22 protein-coding genes are annotated in these 18,478 nt (G+C 63.4%); 4 read left to right on the top strand and 18 right to left on the bottom strand.

What is annotated here, in order from left to right:
* Positions 1–88: 88 nt before the first annotated feature.
* The 13 genes from MHM97_RS01450 to MHM97_RS01390 all read right to left on the bottom strand — a co-directional run bounded on the left by MHM97_RS01450 (position 89) and on the right by MHM97_RS01390 (position 11,416).
* A complete protein-coding gene (locus tag MHM97_RS01450) occupies positions 89–946 on the bottom strand; it encodes an urea carboxylase-associated family protein (protein WP_239318804.1) in 858 nt (285 codons plus the stop codon).
* 112 nt (positions 947–1,058) lie between these two features.
* Positions 1,059–2,276, bottom strand: coding sequence for a type III PLP-dependent enzyme (locus MHM97_RS01445; RefSeq protein WP_239318802.1), 1,218 nt, complete (start codon positions 2,274–2,276; stop codon positions 1,059–1,061).
* Positions 2,277–2,659: 383 nt separating this feature from the next.
* The gene (locus tag MHM97_RS01440) at positions 2,660–3,499 is read right to left on the bottom strand and encodes a hypothetical protein (RefSeq protein WP_239318800.1); all 840 of its coding nucleotides are present in this window, start codon (positions 3,497–3,499) and stop codon (positions 2,660–2,662) included.
* Between the two features lie 285 nt (positions 3,500–3,784).
* Positions 3,785–3,982, bottom strand: a complete 198-nt coding sequence (locus MHM97_RS01435) for a hypothetical protein (RefSeq protein WP_239318798.1) — start codon at positions 3,980–3,982, stop codon at positions 3,785–3,787.
* Between the two features lie 151 nt (positions 3,983–4,133).
* On the bottom strand, positions 4,134–4,310 hold the full coding sequence (locus MHM97_RS01430) for a hypothetical protein (RefSeq protein ID WP_239318791.1): 177 nt from the start codon (positions 4,308–4,310) through the stop codon (positions 4,134–4,136).
* Between the two features lie 549 nt (positions 4,311–4,859).
* Complete coding sequence (locus tag MHM97_RS01425) at positions 4,860–5,639, bottom strand: succinate dehydrogenase iron-sulfur subunit (protein WP_239318789.1); 780 nt, start codon at positions 5,637–5,639, stop codon at positions 4,860–4,862.
* Positions 5,640–5,768: 129 nt separating this feature from the next.
* Entirely contained in the window at positions 5,769–6,635 is an 867-nt protein-coding gene (locus MHM97_RS01420; protein ID WP_239318787.1) for a hypothetical protein, read from the bottom strand.
* Complete coding sequence (locus tag MHM97_RS01415) at positions 6,632–7,474, bottom strand: sulfotransferase domain-containing protein (RefSeq protein WP_239318785.1); 843 nt, start codon at positions 7,472–7,474, stop codon at positions 6,632–6,634. Before MHM97_RS01415 ends, MHM97_RS01420 begins: the two co-directional genes overlap by 4 nt.
* Positions 7,475–9,283 carry a succinate dehydrogenase flavoprotein subunit gene (gene sdhA, locus MHM97_RS01410; RefSeq protein ID WP_239318783.1) on the bottom strand — a complete coding sequence of 603 codons (1,809 nt, stop codon included), beginning with the start codon at positions 9,281–9,283 and terminating at the stop codon, positions 7,475–7,477.
* Between the two features lie 23 nt (positions 9,284–9,306).
* Complete coding sequence (gene sdhD, locus MHM97_RS01405) at positions 9,307–9,678, bottom strand: succinate dehydrogenase, hydrophobic membrane anchor protein (RefSeq protein ID WP_239318781.1); 372 nt, start codon at positions 9,676–9,678, stop codon at positions 9,307–9,309.
* 11 nt (positions 9,679–9,689) lie between these two features.
* Positions 9,690–10,079, bottom strand: a complete 390-nt coding sequence (sdhC, locus tag MHM97_RS01400; RefSeq protein WP_239318779.1) for a succinate dehydrogenase, cytochrome b556 subunit — start codon at positions 10,077–10,079, stop codon at positions 9,690–9,692.
* 388 nt (positions 10,080–10,467) lie between these two features.
* A complete protein-coding gene (locus MHM97_RS01395) occupies positions 10,468–10,866 on the bottom strand; it encodes a hypothetical protein (protein ID WP_239318777.1) in 399 nt (132 codons plus the stop codon).
* 13 nt (positions 10,867–10,879) lie between these two features.
* The gene (locus MHM97_RS01390) at positions 10,880–11,416 is read right to left on the bottom strand and encodes a redoxin domain-containing protein (protein ID WP_239318776.1); all 537 of its coding nucleotides are present in this window, start codon (positions 11,414–11,416) and stop codon (positions 10,880–10,882) included.
* 70 nt (positions 11,417–11,486) lie between these two features.
* Here MHM97_RS01390 and MHM97_RS01385 point away from each other — a divergent pair, with 70 nt between their 5' ends.
* Positions 11,487–12,092, top strand: coding sequence for a TetR/AcrR family transcriptional regulator (locus MHM97_RS01385; protein ID WP_239318775.1), 606 nt, complete (start codon positions 11,487–11,489; stop codon positions 12,090–12,092).
* Between the two features lie 70 nt (positions 12,093–12,162).
* Here MHM97_RS01385 and MHM97_RS01380 read toward each other — a convergent pair whose 3' ends face one another.
* The 5 genes from MHM97_RS01380 to MHM97_RS01360 all read right to left on the bottom strand — a co-directional run bounded on the left by MHM97_RS01380 (position 12,163) and on the right by MHM97_RS01360 (position 15,678).
* Positions 12,163–12,837 carry a DUF1194 domain-containing protein gene (locus tag MHM97_RS01380; RefSeq protein ID WP_239318774.1) on the bottom strand — a complete coding sequence of 225 codons (675 nt, stop codon included), beginning with the start codon at positions 12,835–12,837 and terminating at the stop codon, positions 12,163–12,165.
* A gap of 150 nt (positions 12,838–12,987) precedes the next feature.
* The gene (locus MHM97_RS01375; RefSeq protein ID WP_239318769.1) at positions 12,988–14,028 is read right to left on the bottom strand and encodes a MaoC family dehydratase; all 1,041 of its coding nucleotides are present in this window, start codon (positions 14,026–14,028) and stop codon (positions 12,988–12,990) included.
* A gap of 1 nt (position 14,029) precedes the next feature.
* A complete protein-coding gene (locus tag MHM97_RS01370; RefSeq protein WP_068240441.1) occupies positions 14,030–14,233 on the bottom strand; it encodes a DUF1737 domain-containing protein in 204 nt (67 codons plus the stop codon).
* 3 nt (positions 14,234–14,236) lie between these two features.
* Positions 14,237–14,785 carry an NnrU family protein gene (locus tag MHM97_RS01365; protein WP_239318767.1) on the bottom strand — a complete coding sequence of 183 codons (549 nt, stop codon included), beginning with the start codon at positions 14,783–14,785 and terminating at the stop codon, positions 14,237–14,239.
* A gap of 38 nt (positions 14,786–14,823) precedes the next feature.
* Complete coding sequence (locus tag MHM97_RS01360) at positions 14,824–15,678, bottom strand: HpcH/HpaI aldolase/citrate lyase family protein (RefSeq protein WP_239318765.1); 855 nt, start codon at positions 15,676–15,678, stop codon at positions 14,824–14,826.
* 350 nt (positions 15,679–16,028) lie between these two features.
* Between MHM97_RS01360 and MHM97_RS01355 the strand changes: the two genes are divergently transcribed.
* The 3 genes from MHM97_RS01355 (at position 16,029) to MHM97_RS01345 (ending at position 18,395) form a co-directional block, all read left to right on the top strand.
* Positions 16,029–16,340: a hypothetical protein gene (locus MHM97_RS01355; RefSeq protein WP_239318764.1), complete on the top strand. Its 312-nt coding sequence runs from the start codon at positions 16,029–16,031 to the stop codon at positions 16,338–16,340.
* A 453-nt stretch (positions 16,341–16,793) separates the two neighbouring features.
* Entirely contained in the window at positions 16,794–17,756 is a 963-nt protein-coding gene (gene mdh / locus MHM97_RS01350) for a malate dehydrogenase (protein ID WP_239318763.1), read from the top strand.
* A gap of 99 nt (positions 17,757–17,855) precedes the next feature.
* The gene (locus MHM97_RS01345) at positions 17,856–18,395 is read left to right on the top strand and encodes a GNAT family N-acetyltransferase (RefSeq protein WP_239318762.1); all 540 of its coding nucleotides are present in this window, start codon (positions 17,856–17,858) and stop codon (positions 18,393–18,395) included.
* Positions 18,396–18,478: the final 83 nt, after the last annotated feature.

Below are 18,478 nucleotides of genomic sequence, written 5' to 3'. Positions count from 1 at the left end.
GAAAACAAACGAAGGGCCGCCAGCGCTGGCGGCCCTTTTTATTGGCAGTCTGATTGTTGGCAGCCTGTCTATTGGCAGCCGGGCGCGCTCAGCGTCCGTGGCTGCGGTCATAGCCGTTGAGTGCGGGGCTTTGCCAGCCGGCAAGGCTGCCCTCTTTGGGGGCAAAGACCTCCACCAGCATTGGATGGCAGGCCGCCGTATCGCTGGAATGCTCGGCCGAGCAATCGCCCCCCGGGCAGGCGCTCATGGCGCCAAGGAGGTCGATTTCGGCAAAGAACTCCAGGTAATCGCCCGGACGCACCGGGCTCGCTTTCATGAAATACTGGCCGGTGTCGCGGGTAAAACCAGTGCACATAAAGACGTTCAGCACGTCATGCACATGCGGTTCCGCCTCCGCCAGCGACAGGCCAAGGTGATCGGCCAGCGCCCGGGTCAGGTTTGAATGGCAGCAATGGTGATACTGGCTGCCTTGCAGCAGATTGCCGGTGTAGGGATCACATCGCGTGCCAATCACATCATGCACGGAGCCGCCATAGGCGTCGATGCCGTACCATTCCAGCGTATCGGCAATGATCGTCGCCATCGGGCGCATATAAGGCAGGTTCGACCACAGCCGCTCGCCCGTGGTGACATGGGTGCCATGCAGGGCGCGGGTCTTGCCGGAAAAGAACCGCTCGCTGATGTCATTGCGGTTCCACAGGTTCAGGTCCCCGACCTGCGGCCCCTCAATGGAGGAGATACGGAAAAACTGCCCGGCGGCGACCTCGAAGGTGGCTGCTTCGCGCGGCGGCACGGTGACCTCTGCGACCTTTTCCGCGCCGTCCCGTGCCGCGCGATAGAGCGCCAGATCGGGCTTTGGCAAGGTCTCGTTCGGATAGCAGATCACCGGCGGCACCGCGCGGCGGGTGTCTGCGTCGGCGGGAATGGGGAATTGGGTGTCGGACATTCTGCGCGGGTCTCCCTGTTCTGTTTTCTACCTGATACATGGCTTAACAGAACAAGGACAGCACTCGGACGACGGTTCGCGGGCCTTGCGGCGTCACAGCGTCCTGATGACCTCAGAGCACCACAACATCCAGCGGCGGGAAGCCGTTGAAGCCGATCGACGCATAGGTGGTGGTATAGGCCCCACAAGAGTGGATCACCACGCGGTCGCCGGATTTCAGCCCCAGCGGCAGCTGAACGGGCTGCTTTTCATAAAGCACATCGGCACTGTCACAGGACGGCCCCGCCAGCACGCAGGCGCCCATGGTCTCATGGTCGCGGTCGGTGGTGATCTTGTAGCGGATCGCCTCATCCATGGTTTCCGCAAGACCGGAGAACTTGCCGATGTCGAGGTAAACCCAGCGGTGCAGGTCACTGTCGTGCTTGCGCGACACCAGCATCACCTCGGCAGCGATGGCACCGGCTTCGGCCACCAGTCCGCGACCCGGCTCCGCCATCACTTCGGCCGCGTCGGGGAAGCAGGCATTCACCCGTTTCATGACCGCAGCGGCATAATCCTGCGGCGCCATCACCGCATTGCGATAGCCTGCGGGAAAACCACCCCCGATGTTCAGAAGTTTCAGGTCATGGCCTGCCGCCCGGGCCGCTTGCCAGACGTCGGCAACCTGATCGAGGATCGGCTCCCACATCTGAGGTTCGCGGGTCTGCGAGCCGACATGGAACGACAGCCCATGTGGCACCAGACCAAGCGCAACACAGCGATCCATCAACCCCACCGCCATATCCGGCGCGCAGCCGAATTTGCGGCTCAGCGGCCAATCGGCCGAGGTGGCATCGACCAGGATACGAATGCAGATACGTGCCCCCGGCGCATGCTCGGCGAGCTTTTCCAGCTCTTCCACCGCGTCCGCCGCATAATGGGTGATCCCCAGCGCATGCGCGAATGCGATGTCTGCGGGTTTCTTGATGGTGTTGCCAAAGGTGATGCGCGCAGCAGAGGCACCGGCAGCGCGGCACATCTCGATCTCGGCACGGCTGGCGGCATCGAAATTCGACCCCAGCGCGCAGAGACGGCGCAGGATTTCCGGCGCCGGGTTGGCCTTGACGGCGTAGTGGATACGCGCCCGCCCCAGACCACGGGCAAGACCCACGTACTGACGCGCCACGGTCTCGCTGTCGATCACCAGCGTCGGGCGTTCGAACCGGGTGTTGGCGATATAGTGCAGGTGGCGGGGGACAGGGTGTGCGTCGTCGCGGGCAGCAGGCCCGGTCACATTTACATTCATGGTCATCTCCAAAAGACCCGGCCATATATGACCGCTCAGTTCCATCAGAGACGTTACCGTCGCTACGTAACCCTAGGGCTGTGAACCCTTTCGACAGAGGCGCGTGCGTTGGCGTCTTGAGCGCGCGTATCAGGCAAAACCTCGAGTCGATCAAGCACCAATTTCTGCAAGGAAGATATTTCTTTTCTGCATGGCTCCGTCTGCGGGCGCACGCCACAGGGAGCCGGCCAGGGTGACGCATCCCTCATTGCCATCTGCGACTTTGCAGCCTTCAGACAGCCGCAAGACCCACGCGGCCTACCACATCGCACCCCCGAGGGGCGCCTTCACGTTGGCACAACAGCCGCCTGCGCGGGAGCGCGCATGAACTGGGAGGATGCGGGACTTTTGAGACATTCGCTGCGCTTGCATCAATGGCTGCTGAAGCGCTACGTCACAAATGTGATTTGGGCGTATTCGTAGCGTGCTCTTAGTTCCGCAGCCTCGTTTTCGGTAACCTGTATTCCATCCAGCCAAACTCGTCGCAACGATGGTAGTTTTGCCAATTGTGGCAACACATTCTTTGACGTAAGCCGCTCTTGACCGTCGTAACCTCCAACCGACAAGTATTCGAGATGCTGAAGCCCTTCCAAACAGTCTAGATCGTGTTCGTCCAAGTCCAGTGCCCAAATATCCAGTTCACGCAACTGCGTCATCTTACAAATTTCCTGCAAACCAGATGGCCCCAATCGAGTTGCTCCAACATCCAGTTGCACAATCTTTGATGATTTGGCCAACTCTTTTGCCATGTCATCGTCAAAGTTGGACGCCTCAAGGTCTAGATTTGTCAACGAGTTGCTGTTGACGAACATTTCTATAGTCTGTTGATTTACGAAGGAGTTTTGTGCGCTCAACGTTCTCAAATGCTGGAGCTGCGCAAGTGCTCTCACATCGCGCGCGGAAAGCCAACCACCTCTGAAAACCTGCAAAGAACTTGACTGATCAATGTCGTGGAGGTTGCCGTGCTGGTGCAGCTCCATAACGTAGATTTCGTGGATTTCCGCCAATGACAAAAGTCGCCGCAATGCCGCTTTGCTGACCGTGCCCCAAAGCATGACCGCTTTGATACTAGGCCATTGTGCAAGTTCATCCGCAAGCTTTTGGTGGAAAAACGTGTCGCGAGATACGGTAAGCGTTTTGATTTCGCTGCTTGGGGTCATCGCCCGCATTTTGCTGGGCGTAAGTCTCCCCGAAAGCGAAAGGTCGTTTTGCTCGTTATCTTTGGTCATTGGTTTTGCGTAACCGCGCTTGATGTCTCAAGGCAAGAGATCAGTTCTCGGCCAAACCAGTAAGTGAGCCGCCATTCGCACAAAGCGTAGCATTCGACACCTTGGGCGCTGCGCGGAACTTCGCCTCACCGAGAACAAACGACGGGGTCTCCGGATATGGTCGTCGCATTCGCCGGGGGCGCTCCCGCCCCTTTGACCCTGCATCACAGATGCCGGGCAAAGCGTTGGGCCCGGCGCCGCCCCTGACGGGGCGGCGTGTCAACCGCCGCAGCCAAGCGCCCGGGGTCAGCCCCGGTCCTGGCCGCGGCGGCAGTGCAGCGGAGCGCCGGCACCGCCCTCGACCGCTCCGCAGAAGGCACAGCGCCAGCCGCCGGCGCGGCGGTCCTGTCGCCAGCGGCAGTTGCGCGTCAGCGTGGTGGTGCGACGCCGCCAGTAGAGATAGGTCAGCGTGCCCAGCAGGAGGAGGATCAGAAGAACAGGCATATGCCGCATCTAGAGGCAGCGCCCCGGGGGACGCAAGCCATGGCGCCGGTGTTTTGAACCGCGACGCGCATCGGACCCTGCGACCCGCAGCGCACCAGCCGGGCCAGACCGTTGGTCGCACCACGGCAGTCGGGGCGCGCGGACTGGCGCGTCAGGCGGCCTCGTAATAGGCGACGACGCCGTCCTGCGGTGCCTCCACCTCGTGCAGGGTCACCGGCGGCTCCGGGCTGTAGTAGGCCCAGCTGTCTTCCAGCACGCCCAGGGCGTCGGTCGCCCCAGCAACGGTGGCATCGGCAAGGATCTGCGGGGCGGACAGGGGGGATGTCATTGGGGAACCTCTCGGGTTGTCGGTGTCTGCGTCTCCCTCGACCGTCAATCTAGGCGCCCCGCCGCGGTGCCGCATCCCCTTGTTTTGCAAGCACGCCATGCATCCCGTGCAGATGTGGCGCCGGGTCGCATGGTCTGCCGCGCGCCGGCGCCCCTGCCCTGTTGCGGGGGAAGCGCACGCGGCATTGTCCCGGGCTTCAGATCTCTGTGGCACACTGGGCGGGTCGCGACACACTCAAAGACCAGGAGACCGGCCCGCCAGAGACCACCCCCTCATTGGGTGCAGGCAGGGTCCGATCCGAGCTCACTTTCGGACATGGGGCTTTCCACCCCATCCGATCCTCCGCCTTGATGGGCGGCCGCCTATTCTTCCTTCACGGGAGGACCCGTTTGGCCGATAGGCCGAACAGCCCCCGACCCTCCCCCCGGGAGGGGGCTTCACCCCCACCCAGGCTCGGGGGCCGTTCTCTGATCCCGTGAGGTCAGGCAAACAAAAACCCCGCAGCCGCTCTGGGCTACGGGGCAATTCATGCAACCTACCGGTCCCGGATCAAACGGTGCGTTCGACCATCATCTTCTTGATATGCGCGATCGCCTTGGCGGGGTTGAGACCCTTGGGGCAGGTTTTGGCGCAGTTCATGATGGTGTGGCAGCGGTAGAGCTTGAAGGGGTCTTCCAGCTCGTTCAGGCGCTCTCCGGTGGCCTCATCGCGGCTGTCGATGATCCAGCGATAGGCGTGCAGCAGCGCGGCGGGGCCGAGGTAGCGATCACCGTTCCACCAGTAGCTCGGGCAGGAGGTGGAACAGGACGCGCACATCACGCATTCATAGAGACCGTCGAGCTTCTTGCGGTCCTCGATCGACTGTTTCCACTCTTTGGCGGGGCGGTTGGTCTTGGTTTCCAGCCAGGGCATGATCGAGGCATGCTGGGCATAGAAATGCGTCAGGTCGGGAATGAGGTCCTTCACCACCGGCATATGCGGCAGCGGGTAGATCTTCACGTCGCCCTTCACCTCGTCGAGACCATAGATACAGGCCAGCGTGTTGATCCCGTCGATGTTCATCGCACAGGAGCCACAGATCCCCTCGCGGCAGGAGCGGCGGAAGGTCAGCGTCGGGTCGATCTCGTTCTTGATCTTGATCAGCGCGTCCAGAACCATCGGGCCGCATTTGTCCATGTCGAGGAAATAGGTATCCACCGACGGGTTCTTGCCGTCATCCGGGTTCCAGCGATAGATCTGGAACTTGCGGACGTTGGTTGCGCCTTCTGGCTTGGGCCAGGTCTTGCCTGTGGTGATCTTGGAGTTTTTCGGAAGTGCGAATTCGACCATGATCGTGTCTCCTTGCTTAGCTGCCCGCCACGGCTGCAAGGGGCAGCGCGCACGGGGAGAGGGCTGGGCCCGGAGCGATCCGGGCGTCATGCGGGGCGCAGGATCTGCGCGATGTGTCGGGGCGGAGGCTCACGTCAGCACCTCCGGGTCAAAATCGGGCTGCGCTGCGACACGCGTCATCCGCGCCGCATCCGCAGGACAGAGGGCCGCAAGCCGGTCCATGAAACTGCGGTCCAATGCCGCCACGCGCAGCAGCGCGCGATACTCCGGATCCGGCGCCATCGCCTGCCAGCGTGCCGTGACGCGCAGGTCTCCGGCCTCCGGGCTGCCCGCGTCAAAGCTGGATCCACCGCCATAGCCCTGCACCGCGCCGAGGGTGTTGTCCCGCACCGGCAGGCCCAGATCGGTCAGCACCCGCGCCCGATAGTCCGCATCCGTCGCCCAGTCGTCATAGCAGATCGCGCAGCGTGCGGCGCTGTCGGCCTCCAGCACTTCGGCCAGCAGATCGCCATAGGTCGCCAGCGCCCGCGCCATCACCGCCATGCGGTCCGCAGACCGGTAGGTTTCATTGCGTTGCAGCTTTTTCAACAGTGACGCGCTCCAATTGAGGAAACTGCGGTAGATCAGCAGATCGCCGTCAAAACTGTCGCTGCCATAGGGGCCAGACAGGTTGTCCCTGCTGTCAAAGCGCAGATGCAGCGTGTCCTCGTAAGAGAGCAGCAACAACACCCCGTCACCTGCCTCTGCCGCGGCATCCTGCACACTGCCATCATAGCGCTGGCCCGAGACCTCGATGCCATTGTGGCTGCGCAGCGGGTCATGACCGGGGCGGCAATTGTTCAAGAACAACGCATGATCCGCGTTGCGTTGCAGCCAATTGGCAATCGCGTGGTTGCCGGATCGGCGCATGCCGGTCATCCGCAACGCCGATCCCGGCGCAATGCCAAGGGCGCTCCAGACATTTTCGACAGTGGCGAGGGCTGCGACAGAGGTCATGCCATCCCCCCTGCCGCCTGTGCAAAAGGGGGGCTTGCCACCTCTGCCTGTTGGTCGGTTTCCAGCCGCGACAGCCAGTCCTTGTCGCGCTCATAGCCCAGCGTGATCAGATCGTCGCCGTGACACTCCAGATAGCGCGCGGCAGTGGCGCGTGGCAGCTTGGACGGCCACTGGCGCGCCTTGCCCGAGGAGACATGGGTCGCCATGCGCCCGACGTCGCTCTCGGAACTCAGGCCGCCAAACAGCGAATTGTCATAGTAGATCTGCCGCGCGGTTTCGATCTCGGCCTCGCTGAAGCCAAAGAAACGCAACACGCCGATAAAGATCGCGCAGTCCTGATCCGCAATCAGATCCTCATAGCGCAGATCCATCGCGCGGTCATGCCCATAGGGCCAGGCGAGCATTTCATTCAGTGTTTTCAGATGCATATTCTGCATCTCGAAATCCAGCTTGGCCGCCGGATCAGGCAGTGCCTGCAGGTGTTCCTGATAGCTCTTGCCGCCAAGATCCTCGCGCGGGCCATGCAGGAACCGTTCCTGCCGACCGGGGCTGTTCTCATGATAGCGCGCGCCAGACAGCAAAACATCGCGCGGATCGCGGATGATGTGCAGGAACCTTGCTTCTGGGTGGTCGAACAGCTCCGGCGCAAAGGCCCCGGCCCAGTTCACCACAATCGCACGCCCCGTCTGCGGGATTTTTGTCCATCTGGCCGGGTTGTGAACAGGCACAAAAGGAATATCGAGCGCCTCCCCGATCAAACGCCAGACACGCCGCATCCAGACGGTACCCGTCTTGTGATGCGTGCCGACGCAGAGCAGTCGAGGAGGCGCAACGCTCATTTAGAAGGTCCGTGCCTTTGGCGCGATCTTCTGGAGGCTGATACCGCCCGCGTCCTCGTCGGTCAGCGGATCGACAATCACCGGACGATAGCTGAGGGAGGTCTTGTTGCCCTCGACCCGCGCCACGGTGTGCACGCGCCAGTTGTCATCGTCACGCTCGGCGTAATCCTCATGCGCATGCGCCCCACGGCTTTCCTTGCGCGCCTCGGCCCCGACGATGGTCGCCAGCGCGTTGGGCATCAGGTTGGTGAGCTCCAGCGTTTCCATCAGGTCGGAGTTCCACACCAGCGAGGTATCGGTGACGTGGAGATCGTCGAGCTTGGCGGCGATTGCCTCCATCTTGCCGACGCCTTCCTTGAGGGTCTTGTCGGTGCGGAACACCGCCGCATCCGCCTGCATGGTGCGCTGCATTTCCAGACGCAGCTCTGCGGTGGGCGTGCCACCCTTGGCGTTGCGCAGCGTGTCAAAGCGGTCAAACGCCTTGTCGATCGACGCCTGATTGAGCACCGGATTGGGGGCCTCTGGGTCCACCACCTTGCCGGCGCGAATGGCCGACGCACGACCAAAGACCACGAGGTCGATGAGCGAGTTGGAGCCGAGACGGTTGGCACCATGCACAGAGGCACAGCCCGCCTCGCCCACGGCCATCAGACCCGGCACGACGCCGGTCGGGTTGTCCTCGGTCGGGTTCAGCACCTCACCCCAATAGTTCGTCGGGATACCGCCCATGTTGTAGTGAACGGTGGGCAGAACCGGGATCGGTTCTTTGGTGACGTCGACACCTGCGAAGATCTTCGCAGACTCGGAAATCCCCGGCAGACGCTCCGCCAGAGCCTCGGCCGGCAAGTGGGAGAGGTTCAGGTGAATATGATCGCCCTCGGCGCCGACACCGCGCCCCTCGCGGATCTCCATGGTCATGGAGCGCGAGACATAGTCGCGTGGCGCGAGGTCCTTGTAGTTGGGCGCATAACGCTCCATGAACCGCTCGCCTTCGGAGTTGGTCAGGTAGCCGCCTTCGCCCCGCGCGCCCTCGGTGATCAGACAGCCGGAGCCGTAGATGCCGGTGGGGTGGAACTGCACGAACTCCATATCCTGAAGCGGCAGACCTGCGCGCGCCACCATGCCGCCACCGTCGCCGGTGCAGGTATGGGCCGAGGTCGCGGAGAAATAGGCCCGGCCATAACCGCCGGTCGCCAGCACCACCATCTTGGCGTTGAAGACATGCATGGTGCCGTCATCAAGCTTCCAGCACACCACACCCTGGCACTGCCCGTCGTCGGACATGATCAGGTCGATGGCGAAATACTCGATGTAGAACTCCGCCTTCTGCTTGAGGCTCTGACCATAGAGCGTGTGCAGGATCGCGTGGCCGGTGCGGTCGGCGGCGGCACAGGTGCGCTGCACCGGCGGGCCTTCGCCAAACTCGGTGGTGTGGCCGCCGAAGGGACGCTGGTAGATCTTGCCTTCCTCGGTGCGCGAGAACGGCACGCCGTAATGTTCAAGCTCGTAGACCGCCTTGGGTGCTTCGCGGGCGAGGTATTCCATCGCATCCGTGTCACCCAGCCAGTCGGAGCCCTTGACGGTGTCGTACATGTGCCACTGCCAGCTGTCGGGGCCCATGTTGCCCAGCGAGGCCGCAATGCCGCCCTGTGCGGCCACGGTGTGCGAGCGGGTCGGGAACACCTTGGTCACACAGGCGGTGCGCAGGCCTTGCTCTGCCATGCCGAGGGTGGCGCGCAGACCCGCACCACCGGCACCGACAACCACCACGTCATAGTCGTGGGTTTCATATTCATATGCTGTTGTCATTTGTATCGTGTCCTTCGCGCGGATCAGAGGGCGAGCTTGACGAGGGCGAACAGGCCCGCGGCAATCAGGGTGTAGGAAAACGCCGCCACGGCGATCAGCAGCAGTTTACCGACCAGCCCGTGCACATAGTCCTCCACCGCGACCTGCGTTTCGCGCATCAGGTGAATGACGCCGACCACAAGGGTCAGCCCGGTGATGATGGCGGGAAGCGGCCGGGCGTAATAGGCCAGAACCTCTTCGTAAGTGCCGCCAAGGCCGAGACCAAAGGTGATCACAAAGGCCGGAACCAGAACAACCAGCAGGATCGAGGTGACCATCATCTGCCAGTGGTGATGGGTGCCGGTGCCCCCTGCGCCCAGACCTTCGGCGCGCTTACGGTCAGTCAGAAATCGCATGTCAGATCTCCTTACAGCACGATGGCGGCGAGGATAGCCAGCACGGTTGCGCCCACGAACATGCCGCGCGCCATCTTTTCGGAGGTGGAGACCTCAAGGCAGTAGCCGAAGTCCCAGATCACGTGCCGTAGGCGGCCCAGCATGTGGTAGAAGATCGCCCAGCTTGCGAGCAGCAGCACAATGTCGCCGACAAAGCTGCGCAAGAGCCCGTCGATCACTGCAAAGGACGACGCGGAGGTCGCAGCCGCCAGCAACCACCACACCACCAGCAACGCCGCCCCGAGCGAGGCAATGCCGGTGATCCGGACCATGATGGAGGAGATGGAGGTAAGCTGCGGCCGGTAGTACGGCCCAATCATAAAGGGCGATAGCGGGCGGTTGCCCCGATTGACATCGGCCATGTTGGCTCCTTTCCGGTTAGCTGACGACGTTTTAGCCTATTTTTGCGCACTGTCACGCAAACGAGTGGTAAAAATCGCCTGTTAACGCTGCCGTTTGTGGCAATTTCTCCACGTTGTGATCACAAGCCAGATTGCTGTGATCACAAACTCCGATCCCAAGTAGAACAGTCAGAATCAGCACCGCCCATGCAAGGCAGAGGCATTCCCGATCCCCCCGGGACCGGACCATCTGCCACAGATCCGGTGCTGACCCGGGCCACGCAGCGCTGCCAGAGCGGCTTGCGATCGCAAGCCCGGCGCCCGCGCGCAAAGGCCGGCAGGGTCACATGCTGCCGGCCTCGGTATCTGATCCGCGCGCTGATCCGCGCGCGGTCAGGCGGCTTTGGTGTCAGGTTGCGTCGGCATCCGGGCGGCTGAAGTTGACCTCTCGCGTCACCTGCCAGCGTCCTTCCTCGAACACAAAGTCGATGCTGAGATCAATATGCATCCTGGGCCCGCCCACCGGGATCTTGCGGGAGATCAGCACATGGCCGCGATCACCGCTCACCGTCAGGCTGTGGATCTTCGACCACATGTGCTCTTCGGGGATCTTGTCCTTGAAGGACTCGCCGATCAGCGCCATGAAACCCTGCTTGTCCAGGGTGACGAGACGGCCGTCGATGCTCAGATCCATGACCACGATGTCGTCGTGATAGATCCTGTCCAGCTCTGCCATATTGGCGCTGGTGCCGAAGGTCATCAGGTCCTGCACCTTGTCCTGCAGGGCTTGCTCGGGGGTCTGTGTCATGGGGGTCTCCGTTTTAGGCGGCATAGGTGCCGTTGACAGGCGCGGCCTTCATGGGGCCGCGACGAAACCCGATGCCCTTGGCGATCCAGGCCAGATCCGGGCGGGCAAAGGGCACGTTCGAGATGTCGATGATTTGCAGCACCCGATCCTGGTTCAGCACAAACAGGCCCGGCTCCGCGAAGGGCTCTGACACGTCCTGCCCGTTCCGGGGATCGGAAACATAGAGGCCAAGCGCCTGCATCTGGTCCACGGACAGCCCGTAGGCCACCTCGTAACGAGGGCTCACCTCCGCCATCTGGGCGGCGGCACGGACGGCACTGTCGGCAGACACCGCCACCACATCGACGCCCAGCGCATGCAGATCGTCGAGGGTGTCGTTCAGCTGGCGCAGGTATTGGGTGCACAGCGGGCAATGTTTGCCGCGATAGACAACGACAAGCATCCAGTCAAAGCCCGCAGCGGGCGTTGAAATGTCGCGCGTGCCGCCATCAAGCACAGGAAGGGTGATCGCCGGAAACACCGTTCCGGCGGCAAGTTTGGGACTGGTCAATTTCGGGGACTCCTTATATGTATTGATTGATACATAAGTAGCGAACACACAGGGCGTCAAGGATTCTATATTGAGCGTTACAAAAAAATTAGGCCGCCCCCGGACTTTCGACTACGATCAGGCGTTGCTGAAGGCGATGGCCGTGTTCTGGGAGAAGGGCTATGATGGCGCCTCGATGCGCGATCTCACCGGGGCCATGGGGATCACCGGGCCAAGCCTCTATGCGGCGTTCGGCGACAAGCGTGATCTCTACCTCAAGACCATCGACCACTACCGCGCCTCGGATGCCTGCACGCCGCTGGTCGTGCTGGAGGGCGAAGAGGACATCGAAACCGCGCTGCGCGGCTTTCTGGTCGCGGTCATCACGTCGGCCACAGAGCATGACAGCGGCGCCAAGGGCTGCTTTATCAGCTCCAGCGTCGTGGCCTCGGTTGGTCAGGTGGAGGGCGTGGCCGCGCGCGTCGAGGAGACGATCTGCGAGGCCGAGGCGCGGCTGACGGCCCGCTTTCAGCGCGAGATCGACAAGGGCACCCTGCCGCCCGATTTTCCGGCGCGGGAACGGGCGGCGCTGCTGTTCGACATCCGCCAGGGCTACATGTTCCGCGGCCGGGCCGGATGGACCCGCGCGCAGATGCTGAAGGACGTGCCGGAGCGGGTGGCCCTGCTGCTGTCCTGAGCGCCGCCGCGCCGACCCGCGCCGGTCGTGTCAGGTCAGCTCGAGTTAGGTCGGATCAGGTCAGGTCGGATCAGCGGGCAAGCCCGGCGGTCTGCTTCACCACCTCGCGCAGCAGCTTCTTGCGGATTTCGCGCGGGTAGTCCTCATAACTGTCCGCATAGACCACAAAGGCGCCGGGGCCGTGGATGACATGTTCGAAGAAATAGGCGGCGAGGTCGTCCTCGCTGGCCTCGATCGCAATGGCGTTGACGGTGACCCGCGCCGCCGTCAGCCGGGCCCGCAGCGCCTCGGGGGCGATGCCCTCGTTCGACGGCCCGTCGCCCGACACATCCACCACCCGGCGGCGGCACTGCGGAACCGCGTCGAACATCGGCAAGGCAAAGGTCAGCAGCTCGCCGATGGCGGTGGAGTAGTTGCGCCACTTGCGGGAACTCTGTTCCACCGCATCGGCGAACCCCTCCAGCGCGACAAAATCCGGCACCGCGGTCCAGGGCACCGTCAGGGCCTGACGGGACATGCCGCTCCATTGCACCAGCGCCACCTGCGCCTCTGCCCGCACCAGGGCCTCGCTGACCAGCGGGTCGCGCAGAGCAAAGGCCAGCCCCTGCATCTGCAGGTCATACTCGCGCGGATCGACAGAGCCGGAGACATCCACCGCCAGCACCAGCGCAAGGTCGCAGGCGCGCGCGCTCCCCGGCAACAGGGCAGCGACCGCACTCACAGCCAAGAGGATCACATCGCGCATGGGATCGAGACTGCGGCCACAGGCCCGTGGGGGCAAGATCAAAGCGCGACCACAGCCGCGACCTCGCGCATATGTCATTGCCGGGCCGCGGCACCGGCGCATCGCCTGAATGGCAGCCGCTGGACCAGACGCGCGGGTCAGACAGGCAGCTCAGACAGGCATCAACGCCCAGTAGTCGAGATCCAGCAGCACCTCGGGCAGGTATTTGCCATCCGCGCCCCTGAGCTGGAACGGCGCGCCGCCGGAGGTTGCAACCAGCCGCAAGCGGATCGCTCCGACGCCGGGCCTGTCGGTCTCTGCCTTGTCGAGCACCTCGGACCAGGCGCGGATCGTGGTGCCGGACACGCAGGGGTTTGCATGCGCGCCGCCATTGAGCCCCACGATCATCTGCGCATTGGCCAGCCCGTTGAACGACAGCGCCCGCGCCATGGAGATCACGTGACCGCCATAGATCAGCCGGGTGCCATCGGGGCGCGCGGTGGTGTCGAAATGCACCTTGGCGGTGTTCTGCCACAGGCGGGTGGCCAGCATATGCTCGGCCTCCTCCACGGTGACACCATCCACATGGTCGATCTGCTCGCCGATGGCGTAGTCGCCCCAGCGATGCGGCTCTCCGGCCAGTTCAAAATCATAGGAGGTGAAATCAAGCCCCGCTGGCAGCGACAGGTCTGCCGCAGTCAGGGCCGGTTGCAGCTCCGGCACCCGGGTCTCCGGTGCGTCGGCGTCGAGGTTTCCCTTGCGCACCATCACCCAGCGCACATAGTCCAGCACGCAGTCGTCGCGCTGGTTGAGCCCGCGCGTGCGCACCCAGACCACCCCGGTCTTGCCGTTGGAATTCTGCTTGAGCCCGATCACCTCGCTCTCGGCTCGCAGCGTATCGCCCGCGTAGACCGGCAGATGCCAGCGCCCCTCGGCATAGCCCAGATTGGCCACTGCGTTCAGCGAGATATCCGGCACCGTCTTGCCAAAGACGATGTGGAACGCCGCCAGATCATCCAGCGGCGCGCCTGTGTCCTGACCAAGACCAACCGCGCGGGCAAATTCATCCGAGGAATAGAGCGCATGCCGCGCCGGGTAGAGCGCATGATAGAGCGCCCGCTCGCCGCCCGAGACCGTGCGTGGCACCGCGTGGCGGATCACCTCGCCCAGCCGGTAATCCTCGAAGAAACGCCCGCGGTTGGTCTTGGTCATGTCAGTGCGCCCCCAGCTTGGTGTCGGGGGTATAGGTGCCGTCCACCTCCTTCACCACCGACTGGCCGCAGCGCATGATGCCCTTCACGGGGTCAAAGGTCTGGGTCGGGCTGCCGTAGAGCTCCCAGCCCTTGTTCAGCGCCTCGGTGACCTTGTGGCAGAAGGCAGAGGTGTCGTCCTCGCTCAGGAATCGATAGAGTTTCATGTGTTATCCCGGAAATGGAGAGGGCCCGATGAGCCCGTGGATATAGCCGATCACACCGACCAGCAGGAAGGAAATCGCCAGGAACATCAGCCCCTTGGCGGTGGTGCCCTTGGGGCCTGGGGTCCACTCCGGCTCGGCGCGGTTGATCGCCATGACCTCGACCCCGGCCCAGACCAGCAGCGACCCGAACAGGATCACCGAGGCCAGATCACCGTTGACCAGCAGATGCGCCACCGCCCAGAGCGAGAAGCCCAGCAGCATCGGGTGGCGCATCTTGTGAAACAGCCGCCCCTTGCGCGGGCCCGGGCTAGTGAAGAACAGCGCCAGCACCATCAGCGAGTTGTTGATATGCACCATGAAGGACGGCGGCGCCCAGACATGGATGTAGTCGATGCCGCGATAGCCGATGACCATCAGCACCACGCTCGCCAGCAGCGCCAGCGCCACCAGCCCCTTGCCCTTGTCGCCCAGGGCAGCGCGTTGCGCCGGGGCGAGGCGTTTGAACAGGTGGGCGGCCCACCACAGGATTATGCCAAGTATCAGAAGTGCCATGTCTTTCTCCAACATCAGACCGGTGCCTGAATACAGCCCTATCCGCTGAGAGAGGCAATTGCATCTGCTTTCGCGATGATTTCACGCGCGGTCACAACATGCAGGTTTTCAACAATGCGGCCATCGACCACGGCCACCCCCTGCCCCGCGGCAGCGGCGGCGTCAAAGGCGGCGATCTGGCGGCGCGCCAGATCGACCTCGGCCTCCGACGGCGCAAAGGCGCGGTTGGCGATCTCCACCTGCGCCGGGTGGATCAGCGTCTTGCCGTCGAACCCCATGTCGCGACCCTGTTCGCATTCCGCCATCAGCCCCGCGTCGTCCTTGAAGGCGTTGTAGACCCCGTCGACGATCACCTTGCCCGCCGCCTTGGCCGCCAGCAGGCACAATCCAAGACCGCTCATCAACGGCAGGCGATCGGCGCGGAACCGGGTCTGCATGTCCTTGGCCAGATCATTGGTGCCCATAACAAGCCCCTGCAGCCGTGGATGTGCGGCGATCTGGGCGGCGTTCAGCATGCCCTGCGGCGTCTCCATCATCGCCCACAGCGGCAGGTCCCCGGTGATCTTTGCCAGCGCGTCGAGGTCGGCGGGCGAAGACACCTTCGGCAGGAGGATGGCGTCACATCCCATGTTGGCAGCCGCCTCTGCATCCGCACGCCCCCATGCGGTGTCGAGCCCGTTGATCCGCACGATCTTCACGCGGTTGCCATAGCCGCCTGCCGCCAGCGCCTCGGCCAGGGTGGCGCGGGCGTTGTCCTTCTCCTCGACCGAGACCGCATCCTCCAGATCAAAGATGATCGCATCCACCGGCAGGCTGCGGGCCTTGTCCAGCGCCCGGGGCTTTGATCCCGGAATATAGAGGACGGAACGATGAGGGCGGGCGCGCGGATCCATGGGGCTCTCCAGATCTGACAAAGTCACAATATTACCCAAATCGCTACATTTGACGCGGAATAATTTCAAGGCGAATTGCGCCGCATCGCAGAAATTATCCAGGTGGCGCGTGTCGGAAATCTGATAAACGCTTGAATTACAACATGAACGCCCCATTAACCAGTTCTTTGGACCTCTCTGTCAGTCTGAACCATACCGGCGCTCTTCTCCGGCGGGTGTTCCGCTCTGGCGCCATGTGGGCCTTGGGTCCGCAGTCATGATTACGTCACCAGAAAACCGGTCCGTCCCAGGTCGCCGGGGTGCCTCTTCGGCGCCCTGCCGGGGGAGCCGTTCCGAAAGGGGTAAAACCTATGATGAAGACGCTGTTCACATTCTCCGCAGGGCTGATCCTGGCCCTGACCGCCCAGATGGCCACCGCCCAGAGCCAGAATTGCGCGCCGCGCGAAATGGTCGTGAAGCGGCTGGCCGAGAAATATGGCGAGAGCCGCCAGAGCATCGGCATGGGCCAGCAGGGCATGGTGATGGAGACATTTGCCTCCAACGAGACCGGCTCCTGGACCATCACCGTCACCACTCCCAACGGCATGACCTGCCTGGTGGCTTCGGGCCAGTCCTACGAGGTCCTGGCCGAGGCGCTGCCGGCGATGGACACCGACGCCTGATCGCACCGGACCCGGCCGCCACGCCCCGTACGCGGGGACGCGTTCGGGTCAGGTCACCCCGCGCGTGGGTACGCGTTCGGGCAAGGCCACATGTGGTCAGGCCACGTGCGGCCACGGCTGCGGGCATGGGCGCAGGGAAGGGTCTGCAAAACCCGGGCATCGGGGATGCGCAGGTCCCCCGATTCGCCGCTTCACCAGCGATGACCATCCGCGTGCATCGTCTCGGCACAGTGCCGTGCCGGGGCGCCCCGCGACGCCAGTGTCAGGGTGCAGCAGCGGGGTCGGCCGCGCCATCCGGCGCCCGACTTCCTTCGCAAAATCAACACATGTTGTCGCAAACAGGCACAAAGCAGCACCCCTCTCCGGAAATGCCGCATCGCAGAACACTTGCGAAGCGGCACCGAACGCCGTAGGCATCGGGTCAGAAATCAACCGGACCGGAGAGATTATCCCATGGCACGACCCAAAATCGCCCTTATCGGCGCAGGTCAGATCGGTGGCACCCTCGCGCATCTTGCAGCCCTCAAGGAACTTGGCGACGTCGTTCTGTTCGACATCGCCGAAGGCACCCCCGAAGGCAAGGCGCTGGACATTGCCGAATCCGGTCCGTCCGAGGGCTTTGACGCCAGCCTCAAGGGCACACAGGACTATGCCGACATCGCGGGCGCAGACGTCTGCATCGTAACCGCAGGTGTGCCGCGCAAGCCGGGCATGTCCCGCGACGACCTGCTGGGCATCAACCTCAAGGTAATGAAGTCCGTCGGCGAAGGCATCCGCGACAACGCCCCCGACGCGTTTGTGATCTGCATCACCAACCCGCTCGACGCGATGGTCTGGGCGCTGCGCGAATTCTCCGGCCTGCCGCATGAAAAAGTCTGCGGCATGGCGGGCGTGCTGGACAGCGCCCGCTTCCGCCACTTCCTCGCCGAGGAATTCAACGTCTCGATGAAAGACGTCACCGCATTTGTGCTGGGCGGCCATGGCGACACCATGGTGCCGTCGGTGCGCTACTCCACCGTGGCCGGCATCCCGCTGCCCGATCTGGTGAAGATGGGCTGGACCACCCAGGACAAGCTCGACGCCATCGTGCAGCGCACCCGTGATGGCGGCGCCGAAATCGTTGGCCTGTTGAAAACCGGCTCTGCCTATTACGCGCCGGCGACCTCGGCGATCGAGATGGCCGAAGCCTACCTCAAAGACCAAAAACGCGTCCTGCCCTGTGCCGCCTATGTGGACGGCGCGCTGGGTCTGAACGGCATGTACGTCGGTGTGCCGACCGTGATCGGTGCCGGCGGCATCGAGCGCATCGTCGACATCAACCTGAACGCGGAAGAGCAGGCCATGTTCGACACCTCCGTGAACGCGGTCAAGGGTCTCGTGGACGCCTGCAAGGGCATCGACAGCTCGCTGGCCTGAGCCACGACGCGATAGCACAGATCAAAGCGCCCTGTTCCGGGGCGCTTTTTTCTTGTCCCTGCGGTGTCACGCTGCACCGCAATTGTGGAGCCCCCGCACATGCCCCCGCACAAGACACCGCCGGAGATCGAGACCCAACGCCTGCTCCTGCGCGGCTGGAAACCGGTTGATTTGACCCCCTTTGCCGCGATCTGCGCTGACCCGGATGTCATGCGCTACATCGGCACTGGCGCGACCCTGACGACCGAGGAGACCGCGCGACGCATCGCATCCTTCGAGGCGCATTGGGCGGAGCGCGGATATGGTCTGTTCGCGGTGCAATCGAAGGCCACCGGCGACCTGATCGGCTTTGCCGGGTTGTCCTGGCCCGGGTTCCTGCCGGAGGTCCTCCCCGCGGTCGAGATCGGCTGGCGGTTTGCCAAGGCACACTGGGGGCACGGCTACGCCAGCGAAGCGGCAAGGGCGGCGCTGGAGTTTGGCGTCGGGACGCGCGGCCTGACGGAGATCGTCAGCATCTACCAACCCAAAAACGCCGCCTCCGGGCGCATCATGCAAAAGCTCGGGCTGGTATTTGACCGGCGCACCCTGGACCCGAGCTGCGGGCGCGCGGTCGAGGTCTATCGCCTGCCCAGACCGTGACGGCCAGGGGACAGCCCCCACAGAATCAATGTGGTCACTTGAAACGCCCGCCCCCAACGTCGCCCGAGGGCGACGAAGCGCCC

It is taken from the genome of Epibacterium sp. Ofav1-8 (assembly GCF_022348185.1).
Lineage (GTDB): Bacteria > Pseudomonadota > Alphaproteobacteria > Rhodobacterales > Rhodobacteraceae > Epibacterium.
The sequence above is the reverse complement of the archived record's forward strand: the minus strand, read 5'-3'. Positions and strand labels throughout refer to the sequence as shown.